General features: G+C 63.5%; 20 protein-coding genes and 1 pseudogene. 12 read left to right on the forward strand and 9 right to left on the reverse strand.

The features are described 5' to 3' along the window. From OOZ51_RS15195 to OOZ51_RS15220, 6 genes are all read left to right on the forward strand, one after another. The gene (locus tag OOZ51_RS15195) at nucleotides 1–1,719 is read left to right on the forward strand and encodes a hypothetical protein (protein ID WP_265980627.1); all 1,719 of its coding nucleotides are present in this window, start codon (nucleotides 1–3) and stop codon (nucleotides 1,717–1,719) included. Beyond that, complete coding sequence (locus OOZ51_RS15200; RefSeq protein WP_265980628.1) at nucleotides 1,716–2,708, forward strand: membrane dipeptidase; 993 nt, start codon at nucleotides 1,716–1,718, stop codon at nucleotides 2,706–2,708. The genes OOZ51_RS15195 and OOZ51_RS15200 overlap by 4 nt, the downstream gene beginning before the upstream one ends. After that, on the forward strand, nucleotides 2,701–3,444 hold the full coding sequence (locus OOZ51_RS15205) for a hypothetical protein (protein WP_265980629.1): 744 nt from the start codon (nucleotides 2,701–2,703) through the stop codon (nucleotides 3,442–3,444). The genes OOZ51_RS15200 and OOZ51_RS15205 overlap by 8 nt, the downstream gene beginning before the upstream one ends. A gap of 8 nt (nucleotides 3,445–3,452) precedes the next feature. Further along, nucleotides 3,453–3,821, forward strand: coding sequence for a RidA family protein (locus tag OOZ51_RS15210; RefSeq protein WP_265980630.1), 369 nt, complete (start codon nucleotides 3,453–3,455; stop codon nucleotides 3,819–3,821). Between the two features lie 33 nt (nucleotides 3,822–3,854). After that, nucleotides 3,855–5,243, forward strand: coding sequence for an MFS transporter (locus OOZ51_RS15215; protein WP_265980631.1), 1,389 nt, complete (start codon nucleotides 3,855–3,857; stop codon nucleotides 5,241–5,243). Nucleotides 5,244–5,508: 265 nt separating this feature from the next. Further along, nucleotides 5,509–5,718: a dodecin gene (locus tag OOZ51_RS15220; protein ID WP_265980632.1), complete on the forward strand. Its 210-nt coding sequence runs from the start codon at nucleotides 5,509–5,511 to the stop codon at nucleotides 5,716–5,718. Nucleotides 5,719–5,812: 94 nt separating this feature from the next. On the opposite strand, the gene OOZ51_RS15225 is transcribed toward OOZ51_RS15220, so the two are convergent. From OOZ51_RS15225 to OOZ51_RS15235, 3 genes are all read right to left on the reverse strand, one after another. Further along, nucleotides 5,813–6,085, reverse strand: coding sequence for a hypothetical protein (locus OOZ51_RS15225; protein WP_265980633.1), 273 nt, complete (start codon nucleotides 6,083–6,085; stop codon nucleotides 5,813–5,815). After that, nucleotides 6,082–6,288 (reverse strand): hypothetical protein, encoded by a 207-nt coding sequence (locus OOZ51_RS15230; protein WP_265980634.1) that lies wholly within the window; start codon nucleotides 6,286–6,288, stop codon nucleotides 6,082–6,084. Before OOZ51_RS15230 ends, OOZ51_RS15225 begins: the two co-directional genes overlap by 4 nt. Before the next feature lie 145 nt (nucleotides 6,289–6,433). Next, nucleotides 6,434–7,336, reverse strand: a complete 903-nt coding sequence (locus OOZ51_RS15235; RefSeq protein ID WP_265980635.1) for a helix-turn-helix transcriptional regulator — start codon at nucleotides 7,334–7,336, stop codon at nucleotides 6,434–6,436. Between the two features lie 165 nt (nucleotides 7,337–7,501). On the opposite strand from OOZ51_RS15235, the gene OOZ51_RS15240 reads away from it, so the two are divergent. The 5 genes from OOZ51_RS15240 to OOZ51_RS15260 are packed head-to-tail and all read left to right on the forward strand — an operon-like array spanning nucleotide 7,502 to nucleotide 12,323. Continuing rightward, nucleotides 7,502–8,347 carry an aldo/keto reductase gene (locus OOZ51_RS15240; RefSeq protein WP_265980636.1) on the forward strand — a complete coding sequence of 282 codons (846 nt, stop codon included), beginning with the start codon at nucleotides 7,502–7,504 and terminating at the stop codon, nucleotides 8,345–8,347. 47 nt (nucleotides 8,348–8,394) lie between these two features. Then, entirely contained in the window at nucleotides 8,395–9,366 is a 972-nt protein-coding gene (locus tag OOZ51_RS15245) for an aldo/keto reductase (RefSeq protein ID WP_265980637.1), read from the forward strand. Continuing rightward, entirely contained in the window at nucleotides 9,363–10,367 is a 1,005-nt protein-coding gene (locus OOZ51_RS15250; protein WP_265980638.1) for an NAD-dependent epimerase/dehydratase family protein, read from the forward strand. Before OOZ51_RS15245 ends, OOZ51_RS15250 begins: the two co-directional genes overlap by 4 nt. A 19-nt stretch (nucleotides 10,368–10,386) precedes the next feature. Beyond that, nucleotides 10,387–11,217, forward strand: coding sequence for an aldo/keto reductase (locus OOZ51_RS15255; protein ID WP_265980639.1), 831 nt, complete (start codon nucleotides 10,387–10,389; stop codon nucleotides 11,215–11,217). A 35-nt stretch (nucleotides 11,218–11,252) separates the two neighbouring features. Then, on the forward strand, nucleotides 11,253–12,323 hold the full coding sequence (locus OOZ51_RS15260; protein ID WP_265980640.1) for a lactonase family protein: 1,071 nt from the start codon (nucleotides 11,253–11,255) through the stop codon (nucleotides 12,321–12,323). 77 nt (nucleotides 12,324–12,400) lie between these two features. Here OOZ51_RS15260 and malQ read toward each other — a convergent pair whose 3' ends face one another. Then, a complete protein-coding gene (gene malQ / locus OOZ51_RS15265) occupies nucleotides 12,401–14,611 on the reverse strand; it encodes a 4-alpha-glucanotransferase (protein WP_265980641.1) in 2,211 nt (736 codons plus the stop codon). A 288-nt stretch (nucleotides 14,612–14,899) separates the two neighbouring features. Between malQ and OOZ51_RS15270 the strand changes: the two genes are divergently transcribed. Next, nucleotides 14,900–15,925 (forward strand): PHP domain-containing protein, encoded by a 1,026-nt coding sequence (locus tag OOZ51_RS15270; RefSeq protein ID WP_265980642.1) that lies wholly within the window; start codon nucleotides 14,900–14,902, stop codon nucleotides 15,923–15,925. 79 nt (nucleotides 15,926–16,004) lie between these two features. Here the strand turns inward: OOZ51_RS15270 and OOZ51_RS15275 are convergent. From OOZ51_RS15275 to ureE, 5 genes and pseudogenes are all read right to left on the reverse strand, one after another. Then, nucleotides 16,005–16,172, reverse strand: a pseudogene (locus tag OOZ51_RS15275) (HoxN/HupN/NixA family nickel/cobalt transporter); the annotation flags it as partial. Nucleotides 16,173–16,191: 19 nt separating this feature from the next. Further along, nucleotides 16,192–17,055 carry an urease accessory protein UreD gene (locus OOZ51_RS15280; protein WP_265980676.1) on the reverse strand — a complete coding sequence of 288 codons (864 nt, stop codon included), beginning with the start codon at nucleotides 17,053–17,055 and terminating at the stop codon, nucleotides 16,192–16,194. A 29-nt stretch (nucleotides 17,056–17,084) separates the two neighbouring features. Next, entirely contained in the window at nucleotides 17,085–17,702 is a 618-nt protein-coding gene (ureG, locus tag OOZ51_RS15285; protein WP_078106937.1) for an urease accessory protein UreG, read from the reverse strand. Nucleotides 17,703–17,718: 16 nt separating this feature from the next. Further along, nucleotides 17,719–18,408, reverse strand: coding sequence for an urease accessory protein UreF (locus OOZ51_RS15290; RefSeq protein ID WP_265980643.1), 690 nt, complete (start codon nucleotides 18,406–18,408; stop codon nucleotides 17,719–17,721). Further along, the gene (ureE, locus tag OOZ51_RS15295) at nucleotides 18,389–18,868 is read right to left on the reverse strand and encodes an urease accessory protein UreE (RefSeq protein ID WP_265980644.1); all 480 of its coding nucleotides are present in this window, start codon (nucleotides 18,866–18,868) and stop codon (nucleotides 18,389–18,391) included. The genes OOZ51_RS15290 and ureE overlap by 20 nt, the downstream gene beginning before the upstream one ends. Between the last annotated feature and the right edge of the window lie 13 nt (nucleotides 18,869–18,881).

Raw genomic sequence — 18,881 nt, forward strand, 5'->3', positions numbered from 1 at the left:
ATGACACTTCAGGACCACCGAGTCGTACCCAAGCTACGGCCCCCGCACGAGGTTCTCTCCGGCACCGACATGAACGGAGCCTGGGCCACACGTCACAGCTTCGCCCGCACCTTCCTCCGTCGCGCAGCAGCCCGGAGATGGTCCGTAACCAGGACCCGCCTCGAATTCGACGCCGAGGGCTGCGGTACGGCGGTCTACACCGTGGATGCCGAAGGCCGGAAGCTGAGCTTCATCGCCTTTTCCCGCACTTTGGATGAAAGCGAACGCACGGATCGTGTTATCGCTGATGCTTGGGACGTCACGGCCGCCCTCATCGACGGCGATCTCAACCCGGAACGGGAAGCGGACTTGCGGCGCAATGTCCCTATCCAGGAACGTGGCCGCGTTGACCCTGACACGATCATCCTTACGAGGGCCAATCGCAGTGCCCGCTTCTTCGACTACGTCAGCGATTGCCTGGCCGCCGGCGACCAGCCAGATGTCGGTTTCATCGGGCCCAGCCCGTACCTCATTCGAAGCACCGCGTTCTACGGCAACGGAAAATTCGGCCTGAAGGAGTTCTCCGACTTCCCTGCGGACCACCCGCTAGCCGTCCCATACCGCTCCCAAATGCTCACCGCCTGGCTGCTGCGCGAGCTCAGTATGGACATGGTGGAGCACGTCGCCCGCGAAAAGGCCTTGCAACGCGGCACGACAGCCGCCTCCCTCGACGCCGAGTGGGGCAAGTATCTGGGACTGGGCAACGCAACTGGCCTGGGCATGGTGCCCTTCGTTATCAACCATCCCGGCTATCTGGACGTGTGGTGCCGGTTGCGGGAGGTTCCACTCGCCGCAGGTCTCGGCCAGGACTATCGCCCCAACCATCCTGATCTCGCACGCGTTGCGGAACTGCTCAGACAGGCGGACCGCTACCTTGCAGAGAAACACGCACTCGAAACTGCCCCGTTCCTGCCCACCGAAGCGATTAGGCCCCAACTACAACAACTCCTGGCGGAGTTGCAGACACACATTTCCACCGGGTCCGAGCCTGCCCGAGTGCTCGATCGCCTCCACGACCTCGCGACGGCCCTCAGCCCGGAAGCCCGTGGACTCTTCGCCTCCATCGTCATTGAACTGCGCTCAGACTTTGACGATGCCGCGGAGGCCCTCCTCACAGTTCCCGACGCCACATGGTTCGACACTGCGATGCACTGCTGGGAGCTGAAGCAGTTGCTCGACACGAATTATGGCTGGGTCCGCGCCTACGACTTCGCGGATCCGGAACGCGCAAGCTACTACTGGTTCTCCTCCGAAGCCAATGAAGAACCCCGTCGGGCACTACGCGCTGATCGCCACCCTGGCACAGTGGAACACTGCACTGACATCGCTCGCCGGATCAGCGCCCTCACGGAAGACCTGGAAAGGTTTCCGGCACACCGCAGCATCACGGAGTTTCTCCTGGCCCACCCCGGGCACCGCTTTGCCGCAGCCCGTATTCAGCAAACCCGGCCTTACTACTACGGAGAACTGCGGGACAACCTCATTGACGCCGAGTTCCTGCCCTTGAGCACCCAACGTTTTCAGCTGGCCACGTACGGGATGAACAACTTCAGCCCCCAATCCACCGACTGGCTACGCGTCACGCTGTTCAGCGGAGCTCCCCGGGTAGTGGACATCAACCACGGCACCGACGCCGATGATTGGCTCTTCCCCACCGCACCGAAGGAGCCGGCACGATGAGTCTTCATGAGCGGCTTACCGTCGTCGATGGACTCCAGATCAGCAATTGGGACCGTTCTGTCCTGGAGGAACTTCGCACTGGCGGCGTCAGCGCCGTCAACGCCACCTGCGCCGTCTGGGAAAACGCCGCCGATACCCTCCGGTCGGTAGGCCAGTGGCTGGAACTCGCGAACCGCAACAAGGATCTTGTGTTCCTTGCAGAAAGCGGGGAGGACATCGACAAAGCGAAGCGGCAGAACAGAATTGCCGTGTTCCTGGGATTCCAGAACACAAGCCCTTTCGAAGATGACTACCGAAACGTGGAGCTCTTCCATCGGCTCGGCGTCCGGATAGCCCAACTGACTTACAACAACCAAAACCTTCTCGGTGGCGGGTGCTTTGAGTCCAACGATGCCGGCCTCACCCGGTATGGCCGCGTAGTTGTGGAGGAGATGAATCGGGTGGGAATGCTCATCGACCTTTCGCACGTAGGGTACAGGACCAGTCGTGAAGCCATCGAGGCCTCATCGGTCCCGGTCTCCATCACCCATTCCAACCCTCTCTGGTTCTATGACACACCCCGCAACAAGCCCCACGAGGTCATCCAGCCCCTCGTCGAGCGGGGCGGTGTCATCGGTTGCTGCCTGTACCCGACTGTCAGCGGCGGGGAGCAGGTCACCCTCGAAAGTTTCTGCAGCATGGTCTCGCGAATGGTCGACTTGTACGGCCCCGCCAGCATTGGTATCGGAAGTGACTGCACAAGAGGCTGGAACCAGGAATTTGTCGGCTGGCTCCGCAATGGCCGGTGGCAGCCCCTTCATCCAGAAGACGCTCCCACTTGGCCGGTGTGGCCGAACTGGTTCAGCGGTCCCCTGGATTTCCCCCGGCTCACGGAGGGTTTGTCGTCGGCCGGCCTGACCGACGACACCATCGGCGCTGTCATGGGTGGCAACTGGAGCCGGCTATTCACCGAAGTCATGGACACCACGAAGGAACACGCGCATGTCTGACACCATCGCCCAGACGGCACACGAAGCCGGCCCACCGGCCCGGACGATTTCCATCCAACCACGCGAAATCAAGGAGGCAGCCTACAGGGCTCTTTGTGCGGCAGGCGCGGACCCCGCCGAAGCCCAGGAGGGGGCCTTCGCGATTCTCCGCGCGGAATCCGACAACCACAACGGACTCGGTCAGCTCAAGGCATTGATCGACGCGGACTGGGAAACACCGTCCCAGCCCGCGACGGCGGCCCCCGCCTTCTGGGACTGCGGAAACCTGACGGACCTCGTCACCACCCGCCAACCCGGGCTGCGCACAGCCCTGCAGCTCATGGACTGTGCCTTGGACTCCGGCGCGGACGAAATCTCCGCGGCTCGAACCAGCAGTCCTTGCATCCCAGCCCAGCTCTGGAACGACCTGCTGATCCGGCGCTCAGCTTCGTTGCAAAGGACAATCATTCTGGCCACATCCACGGCAGGCACCGAAAAAGGGGAAACTGCCCGAATTGAATACCGGACCCTCACCGGCCAAGGAGTCATCACCAGTCAGGAGCCTCCCCACAGAGTGATCAATTCGCTTCCCGACGGACATCAAGACGGAGAGATGACGAGCATCATCGTGCTGCCAACTACTTCTCCCCTAGATCCGAAGACAAGTTCCATTCCCACCAAGCCCCTGAAAGTCAGCGAACAAGAATGGCAGAAGATGTACCAGTTGTCCCGGAAATTCCTGGTGCCGGACACATGAATACCATAGTGAGAACCCAGTTCACAGACGGCAATCCCCGGCCTTACTCCGCCTCCGCAGCAATCGGCGGTCTCGTCTTCATGTGCGGCCAAGTACCGTCCCGCGACGACGGAACCGTACCAGCTGACATGCCTGGCCAGGTTATCCAGGCTTTCGACAACCTGGAAGCGGCCCTCAATCGCGCGGGGTCGAGTCTCTCACATCTTCTCAAACTCACCGTTTTCCTGGCCGACCTCGACGAGTTTGATCAGTACAACGCCGCCTATCTCACAAGGCTCAGCGGCTACCCTCTGCCTCCCCGCACCACCGTTCAGGTAGCGAGGTTCAGGGGCGAGAAGCGCATCGAAGTCGATGCCATCGCAACAACAACAGCGTGACCGTATGAACGTACGGATCTGCTGGGGTATCCAATGACGCTATCCCCTTCCCGGATCGGAACCATCATGCTCCTCCCAACCAAAACCACCGAGGTTACCCTTGACTCGGCGCCACTCAATTCGTTCCACAAACGCCTTACCCTTTTCAGTTCAGGGGGTCCGTTCCTCGACGGATATATCCTCGCCATCATCGGCATCGCTTTGGTGCAAGTCATTCCCGCCTGGCATATGAATGACTGGTGGAACGGTCTCATCGGCGCCTCAGCGCTGATCGGCGTCTTCCTCGGCGGCTTGATCTTCGGAAACCTGACCGACAAAATCGGGCGCAAACTTATGTACACGATCGACCTCATTGCCATCATCGTGTTCTCCATCGCCCAGTTTTTCGTTCAGGAACCGTGGCAGCTGTTCGTCCTGCGGCTCATGATCGGCATCGCGGTGGGCGCCGACTATCCCATCGCAACCGCTCTCGTCGCAGAATTTGTCCCAAAGAATTGGCGTGCCCGCCTCCTTGGCGGCCTCAATGCCATGTGGTTTGTCGGGGCGACAGTAGCCGCCTTCATCGGTTATTGGCTTCTGTCCTTCGAGGACGGGTGGCGATGGATGTTGCTGTCCTCTGCCGTTCCCGCACTGCTGATCCTCATCGCAAGGGCCACCATCCCTGAATCTCCCCATTGGCTCGTCGGGAAGGGCCGTCACGAGGAAGCCCTCGATATCCTCAAGAAGACCATCGGCGAGGGCGCGACGCTGGACGGAATCACGGCACACGATCCGAACGCCGCCAAGCTCAGCACCGCGAAAGCCTTCCGGCTGGTGCTGACCGGCGGCTATCTGAATCGAGTCGTCTTCATCTCAATTTTCTGGACTTGCACCATCGTCACGCTGTTCTCGATCTACGCCTTCGGTCCACAGATCCTCGCGCTGTTCAACCTCCAGTCTGGTGACGAGGCGAACATCGGCTACGGACTGATCAACCTGTTCTTCCTCGTTGGCAACATCGTCGCTCTCCTGGTCGTGGACAAACTCGGCCGGCGGCCAGTCCTGATTTGGGGCTTCGTCCTCTCCGGCGTCGGGCTCCTTTTCCTCGCAGTGTTCCCGAACGCACCGCTCGCCCTGATCGCTCTGGCCTTCGCCTTCTACGCGATCTTCAACGGCGGACCTTCAATTCTCGAATGGATCTACCCCAACGAACTCTTCCCGACCAAAGTCCGGGCGACCGCCGTCGGCCTTTGCACGGGAACCAGCAGGGTTGGAGCCGCCATCGGCACGTTCGCTACTCCGCTAGCACTGACACATCTCGGTCTCTCCGGGACCATGTGGATCGCGGCGGGCATCGCACTCATCGGCGCAGCAGTCAGCTACTTCATGGCTCCCGAGACCAAGGGCCAGAACCTCGAAGAAGCAGCCTCCCTTCACATGTGACGTCCGAAGCCGCTGCCAACCGGGGAACAAATCCGCAGTGGGAGCAGCCAGTTTCAAGAAGGACTGGCTGCTCCCGCAGATCACTTGAGCGAGCGTTCGGCCATCCGGCCTCATACGTGAGCGAGCGTGCGCCGGGGACAAGCCATAGGTGAGCGAGCGTCGGCAGGGACCGACCCCTAGTCCCCCGGCCCTGCGTCGGCTAGTCTGCTTTCACGGCCTGCCAGGCCCGCAGTTCAGGCATCAAGGACGATCATGAGGAGCAAGAATGGCTGACCACACATATAGCGTTTCCGAAATTGTTGGAACCTCGTCCGAAGGCGTCGACGCCGCCATCAAGAACGGGATCGCGGCTGCCAGCCAGACCCTCCGCAATCTCGACTGGTTCGAGGTGAAGGAAATCCGCGGCCACCTAAGCGAGGGCGCCGTTGGCGACTGGCAGGTAACTATCAAGCTTGGCTTCCGCTTGGAGCGTTAGAAACCGAGAGCGTTAGGCCCTACAAAGACCAAAACGACGATGGCCGTCAGCCTTTCTGTGGAAAGGCTGACGGCCATCAGTTGCGAGGCTGGACTCACCCGCGGGTCCAGACTTGGACGGGGTCACCGCCACAGAGGAGTCGCCGGCCACGGCCGGCAAATTCGATCCACAGGAATTCGTGGTCGGACGAAACTTCGTCCACCAGCCCAGCGTCGAAGCCCCACTTCTCTTCGTAGATCCAAACGGTCTCGCCGCGGGTGAGTTCGGACCACTTCGACGGCGGCAGGTTCAGTGACGCTCCAGCGGGCCGCTGGGCCGACGTCGTGAAGTGGCTTGGACCCCAAGCCCCTATGGTTTCGGGACTCATCGGGATTCAGCGAGCAGGTACTGGCGATGCCACACTGTTGCCGCGCCATTGTGGGACGGGAAGACGTGGCCCTCGAAAAAGGTGTGCACGACGTGGGGTTCGCCTTCAGGGCTCCACTGACCGGATGCCGGGCAATGCGAGCCTGTGGATCCCGCGGACCCGGCGGTGGCTACCCGTTCCCGCAGCAGCGCGATGCGTTTCATCGTTGAATTCCATCCTTGATATGCGAAAAGGTCTGGATTCAGCCTAGAACGCCATACAAGGGCCGCCCAATGGGCACATAGACAGAATCATGCCAATTCACTATGCAGCAGCACAGTGACATGGAGCACATTTTGCTGAAACCCCTCAGCCCCCGCTTGTCGCCTGCCGCTCGGAGAGCTCCGGGCTCGTCGCCGTTCCCGCACCAAGCGCCGTTCCCGCACCAAAGCTGCCCAGCAGCTTGAGCGCATCGTCCGACGGCGAACCCGCCTTTGCGGAATAGACGCGCAGGACTTGGTCCGGGTCCTGCGGCAGGGCCAGATTCTCGAAGTTGAGCTCAATGTCCCCAACTGCGGGGTGATGCAAGCGGACGGTGCCTGCCGAACGGGCCGCCACGCGATGCCCTGCCCACCATTGGCGGAAATGTTCGCTATTGACAGCGAGCTCGCCCACCAACTGGTTGGCTTGGGGATCATCAGGGTGGCGTCCGGTGTCCGCCCGCAGGGATCCAGCAGCTTCCGCGGCCACGGTCTTCCAGTCCCGGAACAGTTCCCGCGCCTGTGGATCCAGGATCAGCCAACGCGTGAGGTTTCGCTCGGCGGGAGGCATGGCGGGGAAATCGGCAAACAGCAAAACCGCCATGCCGTTGGCGCCAAGGACGTCGCTCCGCCGGCCGAGCAAGAGCGCGGGAACGTCGCCCACAGCATCCAGGAGTTGGCGCAGCGCGGGCCGCACACGCGTAGTGGGAGCCGGTGCTTTGGCGCTCTCCGCACAGTGCTCTAGGAGGTCCATCATGTGCGTGTGCTCGCTCGAGTCCAGGCGAAGAGCCCGCGACACTGATTCAAGGACCGCCCGGGAAGGATGGATGTGGCGGCCCTGTTCGAGGCGTGTGTAGTAGTCGGTGCTGACATCGGCCAAGTGGGCGATCTCTTCCCTGCGCAGCCCGGGGACGCGGCGCGCGCTGGACGCTTCCGGCAACCCTGCATCCTCCGGCGACATCCGGGCACGCATGGCTTTGAGGAATCTTCCAAACTCGGCGCTTTGACCCATGCCCCCATTCTTCCCTTCCGGAGGATCCGTTTCTACGGCCAAGGGTAGGACTGCGAGTCCTAGGAAAAACAGGGGGCGGCAAAACTACTGATTGTTGTGCCGAAAGTGCATAGGCTCGAGAAAGCCAGTCAGGCAATCCACCCAACAGAGACGAAAGGGCCGGACATGTCCAACGCTCAGAATTCAACCGTTCCCGGGCTCGTCCTGAACAACTCGGTCACCATCCCGCAGCTCGGCTTCGGCGTCTTCCAGGTCCCGCCTGCCGAAACCCAGAAGGCCGTGGAGGACGCCCTTGAAGCCGGATACAGGCACATCGACACAGCCGCGGCGTACCGGAACGAATCCGGCGTCGGTGCCGCGATCAAGGCCTCCGGCATCTCCCGGGAAGAACTCTTCATCACCACCAAACTCCGCAACGGCGAGCAAGGCCGGGCAGCATCAGCGTTCAACCACAGCCGTCGCGAACTTGGCCTCGACGTCATCGACCTCTACTTGATCCACTGGCCGGTGCCGTCCCAAGGCCTCTTCGTGGACGCGTGGAAGGCACTGGAAAAGATCCACGCCGACGGCGGCGCCCGGGCAATCGGCGTCTCCAACTTCCTGCCCGATCACCTCGACACGCTTCTGGCGACCGCCGACGTCGTACCCGCCGTCAACCAGATCGAACTGCACCCGACGTTCCAGCAGCGAGAGCTGGCGGCGAAGAGCCGCTCGCACGGGATTGCAGTCGAGGCCTATAGCCCGCTTGGCCAGGGAGCGGACCTGGGGTCTGCCACGGTCACGGACCTTGCCGAAAAGCATCGGGCCACCCCGGCGCAGATCGTGCTGGCCTGGCACCTCGGAACCGGCAACATCGTCATCCCCAAGTCCGTCCACCCGGAGCGGATCCGCCAGAACCTCGCAGCCGCATCGTTGCAGCTCACCCCGGAGGAACTGGCAGCAATCAGCGCGCTCGACGCCGGTGCCCGCCTCGGTGCCGACCCCGCCGTCGCGTCCTTCAGCCAGATGTAAAACGCTCACCAGGAACAAAACCCACCACAGCGTAAGGAACCCAAACCATGCAGTACACCCACTTGGGCCGCTCAGGCCTTAGCGTCTCCCGCCTGTGCCTCGGAACCATGAACTTCGGCCCGCAGACGGAGGAATCCGCCGCCCACGCAATTATGGATTCCGCCCTGGACTCCGGCATCAACTTCTTCGACACGGCCAACGTCTACGGCGGCCACGACAACCGCGGCTGGACCGAGGAAATCATCGGCCGCTGGTTTGCCAAGGGCGGCGAGCGCCGCGAACGCGTCGTCCTGGCCACCAAGCTCTACGGCACGATGACGGAACGCCCCAACGAGTCCAAGCTGTCCGCCCTCAACATCCGTCGAGCCTTGGACGCCAGCCTGAAGCGACTGCAAACCGACTACATCGACGTTTACCAGTTCCACCACGTGGACCGGAACACGCCGTGGGACGAGATCTGGCAGGCTATCGAGGTTGCTGTCCAGCAGGGCAAAATCCTGTATTCCGGCAGCAGCAACTTCGCCGGCTGGCACATCGCCCAGGCCCAGGAAGCGGCGGCGCGGCGCAGCTACAACGGACTCGTGAGCGAGCAGTCCATCTACAACCTGCTCACCCGCAACGTCGAACTGGAGGTCATCCCGGCGGCCCAGCAGTACGGCCTCGGGCTGATCCCGTGGTCGCCGCTTCACGGCGGGCTGTTGGGCGGGGTTCTGAAGAAAGAGCGCGACGGCGTCCGGCGCCTTGAGGGGCGTGCGGCCGAGACCCTGAAAAAGCACGAAGAGCAGATCCGCCAGTATGAGGACCTCGCCGACGACCTTGGCCACGAGCCGGGCGATGTGGCGCTGGCCTGGTTGCTGCACCAGCCGGCCGTGACCGCACCGATCGTGGGTCCGCGCACGCAGGAGCAGTTGGACGCTGCCATCAGGGCTTTGGATGTCACCCTCGACGCCGATGCGCTCAAGCGGCTCGACGACATCTTCCCGGGCCACCGGACCGCGCCGGAAGACTACGCGTGGTGACTTCAGCCCCATTGCGCCTGCTGTTCATCGGCGGGACCGGGACCATCAGCGCGGCGGCGGCGAAGCTCGCCGTCGCGCTGGGTCACCGGCTCACGGTCCTCAACCGCGGACTGACCTCGGACAGGGCCCTACCGGCAGAAACCGAACTGCTCCGGGCCGATATCCGCAACGCCGCCGAGGTGTCGGAGGTGCTGAACGGACGCGAGTTCGACGTCGTCGCGGACTTCATCTCTTTCACCCCAGAGCACGTCTCGGCCGCGATCGAGCTGTTCCGGGGCCGGACCGGTCAGTACGTGTTCATCAGCTCGGCGTCGGCCTACCAAAAGCCGCCCGCCCACTTGCCGATCCTTGAGTCGACCCCGTTAAGAAACCCGTTCTGGAAGTACTCGCAGGACAAGATCGCGTGCGAGGACCTCCTCGTGCGGGCCTATCGGGAAGAGGGATTCCCCGTCACCATCGTCCGGCCCTCGCATACCTATGACCGCGCTCGGATCGCCTTGCTGGGCGGTTGGACGGACATCCATCGCATGCGGGAGGGGCTGCCGGTGATCGTCCACGGTGACGGTACCTCGCTATGGACCCTCACCCACACGGATGACTTTGCGGTGGCCTTCGTGGGACTCCTCGGCCGGCCGCAGGCTGTGGGGGAAAGCTACACCATCACCTCGGACGAAGCGCTCCCCTGGGACCAGGTCTACCGGCTCTTCGCCACGGCAGCAGGGGCCCCGGAACCCGAACTGGTGCACATCGCCTCGGAGACCATTGCCGCGCACTACCCGGAGCTTGGGCCCGGGCTTCTGGGGGACAGGTCCCACTCCGTGGTGTTCGACAACACCAAGGTCAAAACCCTGGTGCCTTGGTATCGGGCAGAAATCCCGTTCGCCGCAGGCGCGCGGGAGATCGTCCGGTGGCATGATGAACATCCAGGCATCAAGCACGTGGACCAGGACTTCATGAAACTCAGTGACCAACTGGTCCAATGGGCACGGAGGCCGATTTAGGAACCGAAAGGACAGGACCATGGCACTTGCTCCGACCGTCAGGCTCAATGACGGCAACGCCATTCCGCAGATCGGCCTCGGAACCTGGCCGCTCGACGACGCCGAGGTAGCCGCGGCGGTGGTGTCCGCCGTCGAACTTGGCTACCGGCATGTCGACACGGCCTACCGCTACGGTAACGAGGCCGGCGTCGGGCAAGGCGTGCGGGACTGCGGCATCCCGCGCGAGGAACTGTTCATCACCACCAAGCTGGACGGCACCTACCAAGGCCGCGATCGCGCCGTGGATGGGCTTGAGAGCTCCCTCAAACGCCTCGGGCTGGACTACGTGGACCTCTTGCTGATCCATTGGCCGCTCCCCCAACGGAACGAGTTCATCTCCACCTGGGAGACTTTCGAGCGGCTCCAGGCCGAGGGGAAGGCGCGATCGATCGGTGTGTCCAACTTCAAGCCCTCGCACCTCGAGCGGCTTCTGGAGGAAACCTCGGTGGTGCCTGCCGTCAACCAAATCCAGATCTCACCATCCATCACGCGGATCGACGAGCGGGCCTTCAACGGCAACCACGGCATCGCAACGGAGTCGTACAGCCCGTTGGGAGCCGGGCGGGATCTCCTGAATGCTCCGGTCCTGGCCGCGATCGCGCGGAAACACGGAAAGACCCCCGGACAGGTTGTGCTGCGCTGGCACGTCCAGGAAGGTCTCGTGGCCATCCCGAAGTCCGCTAATCCGCTGCGCATGAAGGAAAACCTCGACGTGTTCGGCTTTGCCTTGGACCATGAAGACATGTCGGCGATCGCCACGTTGGACGCTGGTGCCGACGCCGGCGTCGACTCGGACGTGCAAGGACACTGACGCAGGTTTACTCCATCACCAACACTGAGGACGGCATGGCAGAAAACATCGACGGAACGCTCACCTGGGCGGGCTCCTACACAGCCGACAGCAACGGGAACGGAACGGGCATTGGTGCCATTGCCGCCGGTGATTACGGAAGCGTTAGTTGGCTGGGCACCGCCGTCGAAGCGCCGTCGCCGTCGTTCCTTGCCGTACACCCCACCCTGCCCGTGGTCTATGCGGTAGCCGAGGCCGCTCAAACGGTCCGCGCGTACCGAAGGACTGGGCCCTTCGGCCTCGAGCCTCTGGGCGAAGCCTGGCCCGCGGGCGCCGCCGCCTGCCACGTCGCCGTGGACCCGGACGGCCGCTTCATCGTGGTTGCCTGCTGGGGTGATGGCAACGTTCTGCTCTACGGGCTCGACGACGACGGCGGCATCACCTCGCGCTTTGCCGCTCCACCGGCGAAGGATCCGCACGCGGGCGTCGACGGCGGCATCGACATCGCCACGGGCGGCACACGGGTGAGCCGCGCCCACGCGAGCCTCATGCTCAACGACGGCCGGATCATGACCACGGACCTCGGCTTCGACCTCGTGCGGGTGTGGAACTACTTCCCCGACACCGGCTTGCTCCCCGACCACCAAGTCGCTCTCCCTATGGGCAGCGGCCCGCGGCACTTGGTCCAGCACCCCTCCGCGGATGCCGTATTCATCGTGACCGAGTACTCCATCGAAGTGGCGCTGCTGCTCCCCGGCGCGGACGGCCGCTTTGTGCTCCACAGTCGCGGTCCTGCGACGGCCGGCGGCGCTTCCGACGGCGATGCAGCCGCCGAAATCGCGCTGTCCCCGAACAATCGCTTCGTCTACACGGGCATCCGCGGCTCCAACCGGATCTCGGTGCTGGCCGTCGAAGGCAGCGGAACCCGGCTCCGCCCCGTAGCTGACGTGCCCAGCGGAGGAGCCTGGCCCCGCCACCATCTGGTCCGCGACGGCTGGCTCCACGTGGCGCACGAGCGTTCCAACCAAGTCACCACGTTCGCACTGGACCCCGCCACCGGCATCCCGGGCGAGGTCCTGGACCAGTTGGCAACGGGCTCGCCGACGGCCTTGGTCGCGGCGCACTAACCCGGCTAATCCACACGTGAGGTCTCGCCCCTTTCGCGCGCCCAAAGGGGCGAGACCTCACGACTCGATGGTGGTGACTAGCCCCGCACTGCCTCGTCAACAGCCGCCAGCAAGGAATTGAACCGCGGATTCGCGTCGAGGTCATCAATCAGCACCGCACGGCCGCGTTCGTCGGCTAGTGGCACCTGCCAGTTGGGATAGACCTCGGAGGTCGTGCCCGGCTGATTCTGCACCCTCCGTTCCCCCACGGCATCCACCAGCGCAACGCCCAACAACACTGAAGGTGCGTGTGCCAGCAGCCGATGCAACGCCTCGATGACCTGTTCCTCCCCAAGCGTCGGAGCTCCGTCGGCTCCGCCGCCGCGGGGAGGCAGCAGGCCGCGTTCGCGCAGCAACCCCATCATCTTGTCCAAGGTGGCCTCGTGCTCGGCCCGTTCCTCGGCCACGCTTCGTTCAAGCAAGCCCAGCTGGCCTCGGAGTTCCACGTGGTCGCCGGCGAGATACCCGGCGGTCGGCGGCAGGTCGTGGGTGTTGACGCTCGCGAGGGCCTGCGTTCGGTACAGTTCGGGCGGCAGGGGCGAGTCGCCGTCGTACTCGAACCACAGGATCGATGTGCCCAAGATGCCGCGCGCCGCAAGGTAGTCCCGAACCCAAGGTTCGAAGACGCCCAAGTCTTCGCCGATGACCACAGCGCCGGCACGGTGGGCTTCAAGGGCCAGGATGCCGATGAGGGCCTCGTGGTCGTAGCGGACGTAGGCGCCGTCGCGAGCGGAGTTGCCGGCGGGCACCCACCACAAGCGGAACAGCCCAAGGATGTGGTCCACACGGATTCCGCCCGCGTGGCGAAGGACGGTGGAGAGCATCGCGCGCAAAGGCGCGTAGCCCGCCTCGGCCAAACGGACTGGGTGCCACGGCGGCTGGTTCCAGTTCTGGCCGAGCTGGTTGTACATGTCCGGCGGTGCGCCCACGCTGACTCCCGGCGCGAAGCTGCTGCGCAAAGTCCAGGCATCGGCGCTGCTGAGGTCCGCGCCGACGGCGAGATCGTGGACCACTCCCAGCCGCATGCCGGAACGCTTCGCCGCGGCCTGGGCCGATTCGAGCTGCTCATCACAGATCCACTGAAGCCAACGGTGGAAACCAATCCGATCGGCCAAAGCCTGACGCATCGACTCAACTTTGGGCGAGCCGAGCGTGGCGGTGGGGTCCTGCCAGAAGGGGTCGTCCGGCGATCGGTCCTCGCGGATGGCGCACCAAAGCGCAAAATCGTCCAAGCCCGGGCCGGCCTCACGGCAGAATTCCTCGAAGGAGCGCTGCCGGGCCGGAGAAAGCTTGACCGTGTGAAGGAGTTCCAGGGCAGCGAGCTTGGCGGCGAAGATCTGGTCCCGGTCGAGCCGTTCCGCGTCCTTGTTGAGCGCATGGACGTGATCCAACAGCCGATCCACCGTGGCGCGCTTCCGGGCCTTCACATATGCCAATTCGGGAATGGCTTCCACGCGGATGTAGAGCGGGTTGAAGAATCGCCTGGTTGAGGGAGAATACGGCGACGCTTGGACCGGCGGCACAGGATCCGCAGCATGCAGGGGATTCACCAGGACGTAGTCGGCCCCACGTGCGCCGGCCAAAGACGCCAAATCCGCCAGGTCCGCGAAGTCTCCGATGCCCCACGAGCGCTTGGAGCGTACCGAGTACAGCTGCGTGGCGAGTCCCCAGCCGCGCCGTTCCTCGAGCTGTGCCGCCGTCTGCAATTTGACCGGAACCACGGCGAGCGTGGCGGTGGCCGTCACGCCGTCGGACTCAGCCGTGAGCGAATGCCAACCGAGCGGCAAACCGGCGGGCACCTCAAACGTGGCACGGCCGGTGGGCACGCCGTCTACGTCACGCGGCGGCGCCCAGTCCTCCTGTTGGGCGGCCGCGAGTTCCGTCCCGTTCTCGAGCGAGATCGTCAGGCGCGCCGGCGAACCGTCGCGGACGTGCACGTGTACAGCCGCCGTCGTTCCCTCTTGGACGACGACGGCGGGCGGCAGCGTCCGCCGCCACGGCGCCAGTTCGGCTTCCACAAGGGCAGCCTCGATCTGACTGTTGGAATCCGCTGCTACCCCCAGGGCGGCCAGTACTTGGATCAAGGTGGTTGGCGAAACGTTGTGCTGCAGCCCATCCCAACCGTGGAAAGATGTCCCGACGCCATGAGCGTCCGCGAGCCGGTGAAGCAGTTCTTCGTCGGTGGCGGCGTCCAGATTGCCCGTTGTTGGCTGGGTCACGGTGTCCTGCTGGATGGGAGTGTTGGTCATGTCCGCCTCGTCTGCAATGTGATTCGTCCGAAGGTGCATACCGCCCCACGTGCAACACGAGTGAGGCAACTGGTTCCGATTATTGCAGGGTGGCCGGGGCCGTCACAGTTATTCCGACAGCATGACGCTCGTCCCCCAACGGCCGCTCATATGATGTGAGCGAGGGTCCCGCCAAACCGCCATAAGTGAGAGAGCGTCAGGAACCCCCAACCCTCGCTCACATATAGGCCCCCAGACCCGAACGCTCGCTCACATACGCCCGAGCGCAGCGTGGTACATCATTGAGCTATGGACGCCGTAGACGCGCTCAATGAAACCGCCTTCTGGCTGGAACGGGAACTCGCGGACAGCTTCAAAGTCCAGGCGTTTCGCCGAGCCGCGGACATCATCGCCGGCCTGAGCCAAGAGGAACTGGCTGCCCGGGCCAAGGATGGCCGCCTCAAGCGAACCAAGGGAATCGGCAGCCGGACCTTCGAGGTGATCAGCCAAGCCCTGGGCGGCGCCGTTCCGGACTACCTTGAGAACCTCCGCCGTGGCGGCGCCGAACCCTTGGTCAACGGTGGACACCAGCTGCACGCCCAGCTTCGCGGCGATCTGCACAGCCATAGCAACTGGTCGGATGGCGGCTCGCCGATCAAAGTTATGGCCGACGCGGCTCGTATACTCGGCCGGGAATATATCGCGTTGACTGATCACTCCCCCAACCTCACCATCGCCAACGGTCTCAGCCCGGAGCGTTTGATGGAGCAACTCACCGTTTTGGATGGGATCAACGACGGGTACGGCCAGGCGCCCGGCTTTCGGCTATTGGCCGGCATCGAAGTGGACATCCTTGAAGACGGCGACTTGGACCAGTCCGTGGAACTGCTGAGTCAACTGGACGTTGTGGTTGCCAGCGTCCACTCGAAGCTCCGATCCGACAAACGGTCCACGACGCGTCGAATGCTCGCAGCAATCGAAAACCCGCACACAAACGTCCTCGGTCATTGCACCGGCAGATTGGTCAAGGGATCACGCGGAACAAGACCCCCATCGGAGTTCGACGCAGAAAAGGTGTTCGCGTCGTGTGCGGAGCACTCGGTCGCCGTCGAAATCAATTCGAGGCCAGAGCGCCAGGACCCGCCGGACGAATTGATTCGGATTGCCCTCGATGCTGGCTGCCTTTTCAGCATCGACAGTGACGCGCATGCCCCCGGCCAGCTCGATTTCCTGCAATACGGAGCGGAGCGGGCAGAAGCCAACGGTGTACCCGCCGATCGGATCATCACGACGTGGCCCTTGGATCGGCTTCTTGAGTGGTTCCAGCCCGACTGACGGCGCCGGCACCATCAGCGGCGTCGCGCCGCCCGCACCCGTAAGGCCGCAACCACCCGCACGACGGCGAACAGCCCGATCAGCCGCAGTCCGGCGTCGCCGAGGTCTCTTTCGCCCAGCCACGTAGATGCCCCACCAAGCTGGCACCGCCGACCACCATCACGCCGGCCAGGATCACCACCGAGCTGTGGCCCAGGCTGAACGCAAATCCGACGCTCACGGGGTCTTTGCGCTGTGCCACGAGGCGAACTCCGCGAGTGAGGTCATCAGTATTTCCTTAGGTTCAGCGGCGCCCGGCCGTACCAGCGTTCGCGCAAAAGGCCGGTACACGCACCAAGCAATCGATTGAGTTCGCCGGTGCTGTTCGAGAGGGAGCGTAGGACCAGGCCCGTTGTGTCCGCAAGGGTCCGGGTCAGCGACAAGCCCGAGTAAGCGTCATAGCTGATCGTCAGCCGGTGGAGTTCATCGGCGAGCGCTTGGTCAACCCGAGGATCCACCAGAATGAGCGAACCCAGGTGGCTGTAGCCCTCCATGAAGCCCATTCCCGTCACATCACCCCGGGGTGGCCGGATCAGGAGGTTGTCCAGCGCAAGAAGCCCCGTGCCGTCGTCGCTCTCCACCTGGATTTCGTTCCGGAGCCGGAGTTCCCGGTACTTGAAGGAAGCGCCGTCCGGCGACCAGCCGGGGGTGATGACTTCCGCCATGATGAGGCTCGACGTCGGATGGACAGTGATGTGCGTATTCTGCCGATAGCTGGCCTCCCGGTAGGCGATGAGTTGGTCCGGAGCCAACTCCAGTTCCGCGCCCTCCCCCAGCCGGATGGTCATCCGCTGCTCCGCAAACGACCCCGGTGTCCGATATATCTTCGTGGCCGACTGCGTCGTCAAAAGCAAGGACGCCCCGGCCTCCACCTCGACTTCCACAACGTAGAGATCCGCCCCTAAATACGCCCCACCCGGATTGACCATGACATAACAAACCTGCCCGGACCCATCCAAGTAGTGCGGCCTCAACACCCGCAAGGCACCCTGATGAAACTGCTGCACGGCCACGGAACGCTGAGCACGCAAGGCGACCCGAAGGCTGAGCTCTCCCGTGGGCGAGACAACAGCAGCGGCGGAGTCGGGCATAGAAAGCTCAGCCGCTGTCGCCGTCGTGCTCATTGCGCCAGGTCGAGCATCAGGACATCGTGCCGCATCCATGCGATGACCTTGTCGAGCCCTTCGTCGGTTTTGAGGTTGGTGAAGCAGAAGGGTTTGTCGCCGCGGAATTCCTTGGAGTCCCGCTCCATCACGGAGAGGTCGGCCCCGACGAACGGTGCGAGGTCGGTCTTGTTGATGATGAAGAGGTCCGATTTGATCATGCCTTGGCCGGCTTTGCGGGGGATTTTCTCTCCCTGGGCGACGTCGATGATGTAGATCGAGAAGTCCACGAGTTCGGGGCTGAACGTGGCGGAGAGATTGTCGCCGCCGGATTCCACGAAGATGACCTGCAGGTCCGGGTGGCGTTTCTTGAGTTCCTCGATTGCCGCCGTGTTCATGGATGTGTCTTCGCGGATGGCGGTGTGCGGGCAGCCGCCGGTTTCGACGCCGATGATCCGGTCCTCGGGCAGGATGCCGTTGGCAGCGAGGATCTTGGCGTCTTCGATCGTATAGATGTCGTTGGTGATGGCGGCCATGGAGATTTCCCGGCTCATGTGGCGGGTCAGGCGCTCCACGAGCTGCGTTTTTCCGGCTCCAACCGGGCCGCCGATCCCGATCTTGATGGGCTCAGACATGTGTCCTCCTATGGTTCTAGCTCATGAACATGCGCGCACGTTGCCATTCGTGCCGCATCTGCGAGATTTCCAGCCCGGGGCTCACGGCCCCGAAGTCGTCCGGCGTCAGGTGCGCGACCCGCTCGACGGCGGCAGCGACGTCGTCGTGCGCCTTTCGCAGCACCCGCTGCCCGGCGTTCTGGCCGAGCGGGATGGCGCGCACGGCGTTTTGCGTCAGAGTGGTGACCGCGGCGAAGAGGTACGCGGCGAGCGCTTCCTCGAACGGCACGCCGAGCGAGCGCGCGACGACGGCGAACGCCAGCGGCTGATGGCCGGCGGCACGGCCCGTGGTCACCAACGCCCGGTACGCATCGAGCTCCGCCGAGGGAAAGACTTCGCTCCCGATCTCGATCAGCCGCCCGCCCATCTTGGTACTGGCCTCCCGCAACTGCCGCGGCAGCAGCTGAGCGCTCAAATGAGCATCCAACCCACCGAGATCCACCCCCTCATAAAGGAACCGAATGGCCAACCCATCGGAATAAGTCAACTGCTGCCCCACAAACGCAGCCAGCCACACCCCAAAACTTCCCTCATCAGATACGAGCCCACGATCGATGTACGTCTCAAACCCCAGCGAGTGCGCAAACGCCCCAGTAGGCAACGCGGAGTCAGTCAGCTGCTGAAGCGCGAGCTGATGAAAGGCGGAACTAGTGCGTGTGTTCAGCATGGCGGAAAGGCACCGGCATTACGCGTTCCTGACGGTCGTACGGCACGCCGACGTGTTTGAGGTAGTCCTCCACCGTGTGGTCGTACTGGCACACCATGACTTCGGCCCCGTACTCGGAGCCAGCGTCGAAGAATTGCGCCTGCAGGTGTCGGTTGCCCAAGGAGTGCGCCACCACACCCATTTCGTAGATGCTGCGCGCGGCGACGACCAGGACGTCGGTCGGCAGCACGGAGACCACGATGAGGTTCGCATCCTCGACGGCAAGGATGTCGCCGTCGCGCAGATCCCCGGACCCGGCAGGGAGGCGGATGCCGAACTCCTTGCCGTGGTCCGTGGTGACGCGCTGGATGCGTTTGACCAGTTGGGCGCTGGGCAGCACAACCTTCTCCTTGTGGAAACCGGCAAACTGTTCGGGATTGGGCAGTTCGTGCAGATTGCCCAGGATCTTTTCGATGATCATGTGTTCTCCTCCA

Origin of the sequence: Arthrobacter rhizophilus (genome assembly GCF_026241105.1) — a bacterium.
Taxonomy (GTDB): Bacteria; Actinomycetota; Actinomycetes; order Actinomycetales; family Micrococcaceae; genus Arthrobacter.

What these genes read in the sequence shown, in the direction of transcription:
- malQ (WP_265980641.1), bottom strand. Translation starts at nt 14,611, where the DNA reads ATGACCAACACTCCCATCCAGCAGGACACCGTGACCCAGCCAACAACG.
- OOZ51_RS15215 (WP_265980631.1), top strand. Translation starts at nt 3,855, where the DNA reads ATGACGCTATCCCCTTCCCGGATCGGAACCATCATGCTCCTCCCAACC.
- OOZ51_RS15290 (WP_265980643.1), bottom strand. Translation starts at nt 18,408, where the DNA reads ATGCTGAACACACGCACTAGTTCCGCCTTTCATCAGCTCGCGCTTCAG.
- ureG (WP_078106937.1), bottom strand. Translation starts at nt 17,702, where the DNA reads ATGTCTGAGCCCATCAAGATCGGGATCGGCGGCCCGGTTGGAGCCGGA.
- OOZ51_RS15225 (WP_265980633.1), bottom strand. Translation starts at nt 6,085, where the DNA reads ATGAGTCCCGAAACCATAGGGGCTTGGGGTCCAAGCCACTTCACGACG.
- OOZ51_RS15195 (WP_265980627.1), top strand. Translation starts at nt 1, where the DNA reads ATGACACTTCAGGACCACCGAGTCGTACCCAAGCTACGGCCCCCGCAC.
- OOZ51_RS15260 (WP_265980640.1), top strand. Translation starts at nt 11,253, where the DNA reads ATGGCAGAAAACATCGACGGAACGCTCACCTGGGCGGGCTCCTACACA.
- OOZ51_RS15235 (WP_265980635.1), bottom strand. Translation starts at nt 7,336, where the DNA reads ATGGGTCAAAGCGCCGAGTTTGGAAGATTCCTCAAAGCCATGCGTGCC.
- OOZ51_RS15255 (WP_265980639.1), top strand. Translation starts at nt 10,387, where the DNA reads ATGGCACTTGCTCCGACCGTCAGGCTCAATGACGGCAACGCCATTCCG.
- OOZ51_RS15240 (WP_265980636.1), top strand. Translation starts at nt 7,502, where the DNA reads ATGTCCAACGCTCAGAATTCAACCGTTCCCGGGCTCGTCCTGAACAAC.
- OOZ51_RS15230 (WP_265980634.1), bottom strand. Translation starts at nt 6,288, where the DNA reads ATGAAACGCATCGCGCTGCTGCGGGAACGGGTAGCCACCGCCGGGTCC.
- ureE (WP_265980644.1), bottom strand. Translation starts at nt 18,868, where the DNA reads ATGATCATCGAAAAGATCCTGGGCAATCTGCACGAACTGCCCAATCCC.
- OOZ51_RS15270 (WP_265980642.1), top strand. Translation starts at nt 14,900, where the DNA reads ATGGACGCCGTAGACGCGCTCAATGAAACCGCCTTCTGGCTGGAACGG.
- OOZ51_RS15245 (WP_265980637.1), top strand. Translation starts at nt 8,395, where the DNA reads ATGCAGTACACCCACTTGGGCCGCTCAGGCCTTAGCGTCTCCCGCCTG.
- OOZ51_RS15200 (WP_265980628.1), top strand. Translation starts at nt 1,716, where the DNA reads ATGAGTCTTCATGAGCGGCTTACCGTCGTCGATGGACTCCAGATCAGC.
- OOZ51_RS15205 (WP_265980629.1), top strand. Translation starts at nt 2,701, where the DNA reads ATGTCTGACACCATCGCCCAGACGGCACACGAAGCCGGCCCACCGGCC.
- OOZ51_RS15220 (WP_265980632.1), top strand. Translation starts at nt 5,509, where the DNA reads ATGGCTGACCACACATATAGCGTTTCCGAAATTGTTGGAACCTCGTCC.
- OOZ51_RS15280 (WP_265980676.1), bottom strand. Translation starts at nt 17,055, where the DNA reads ATGCCCGACTCCGCCGCTGCTGTTGTCTCGCCCACGGGAGAGCTCAGC.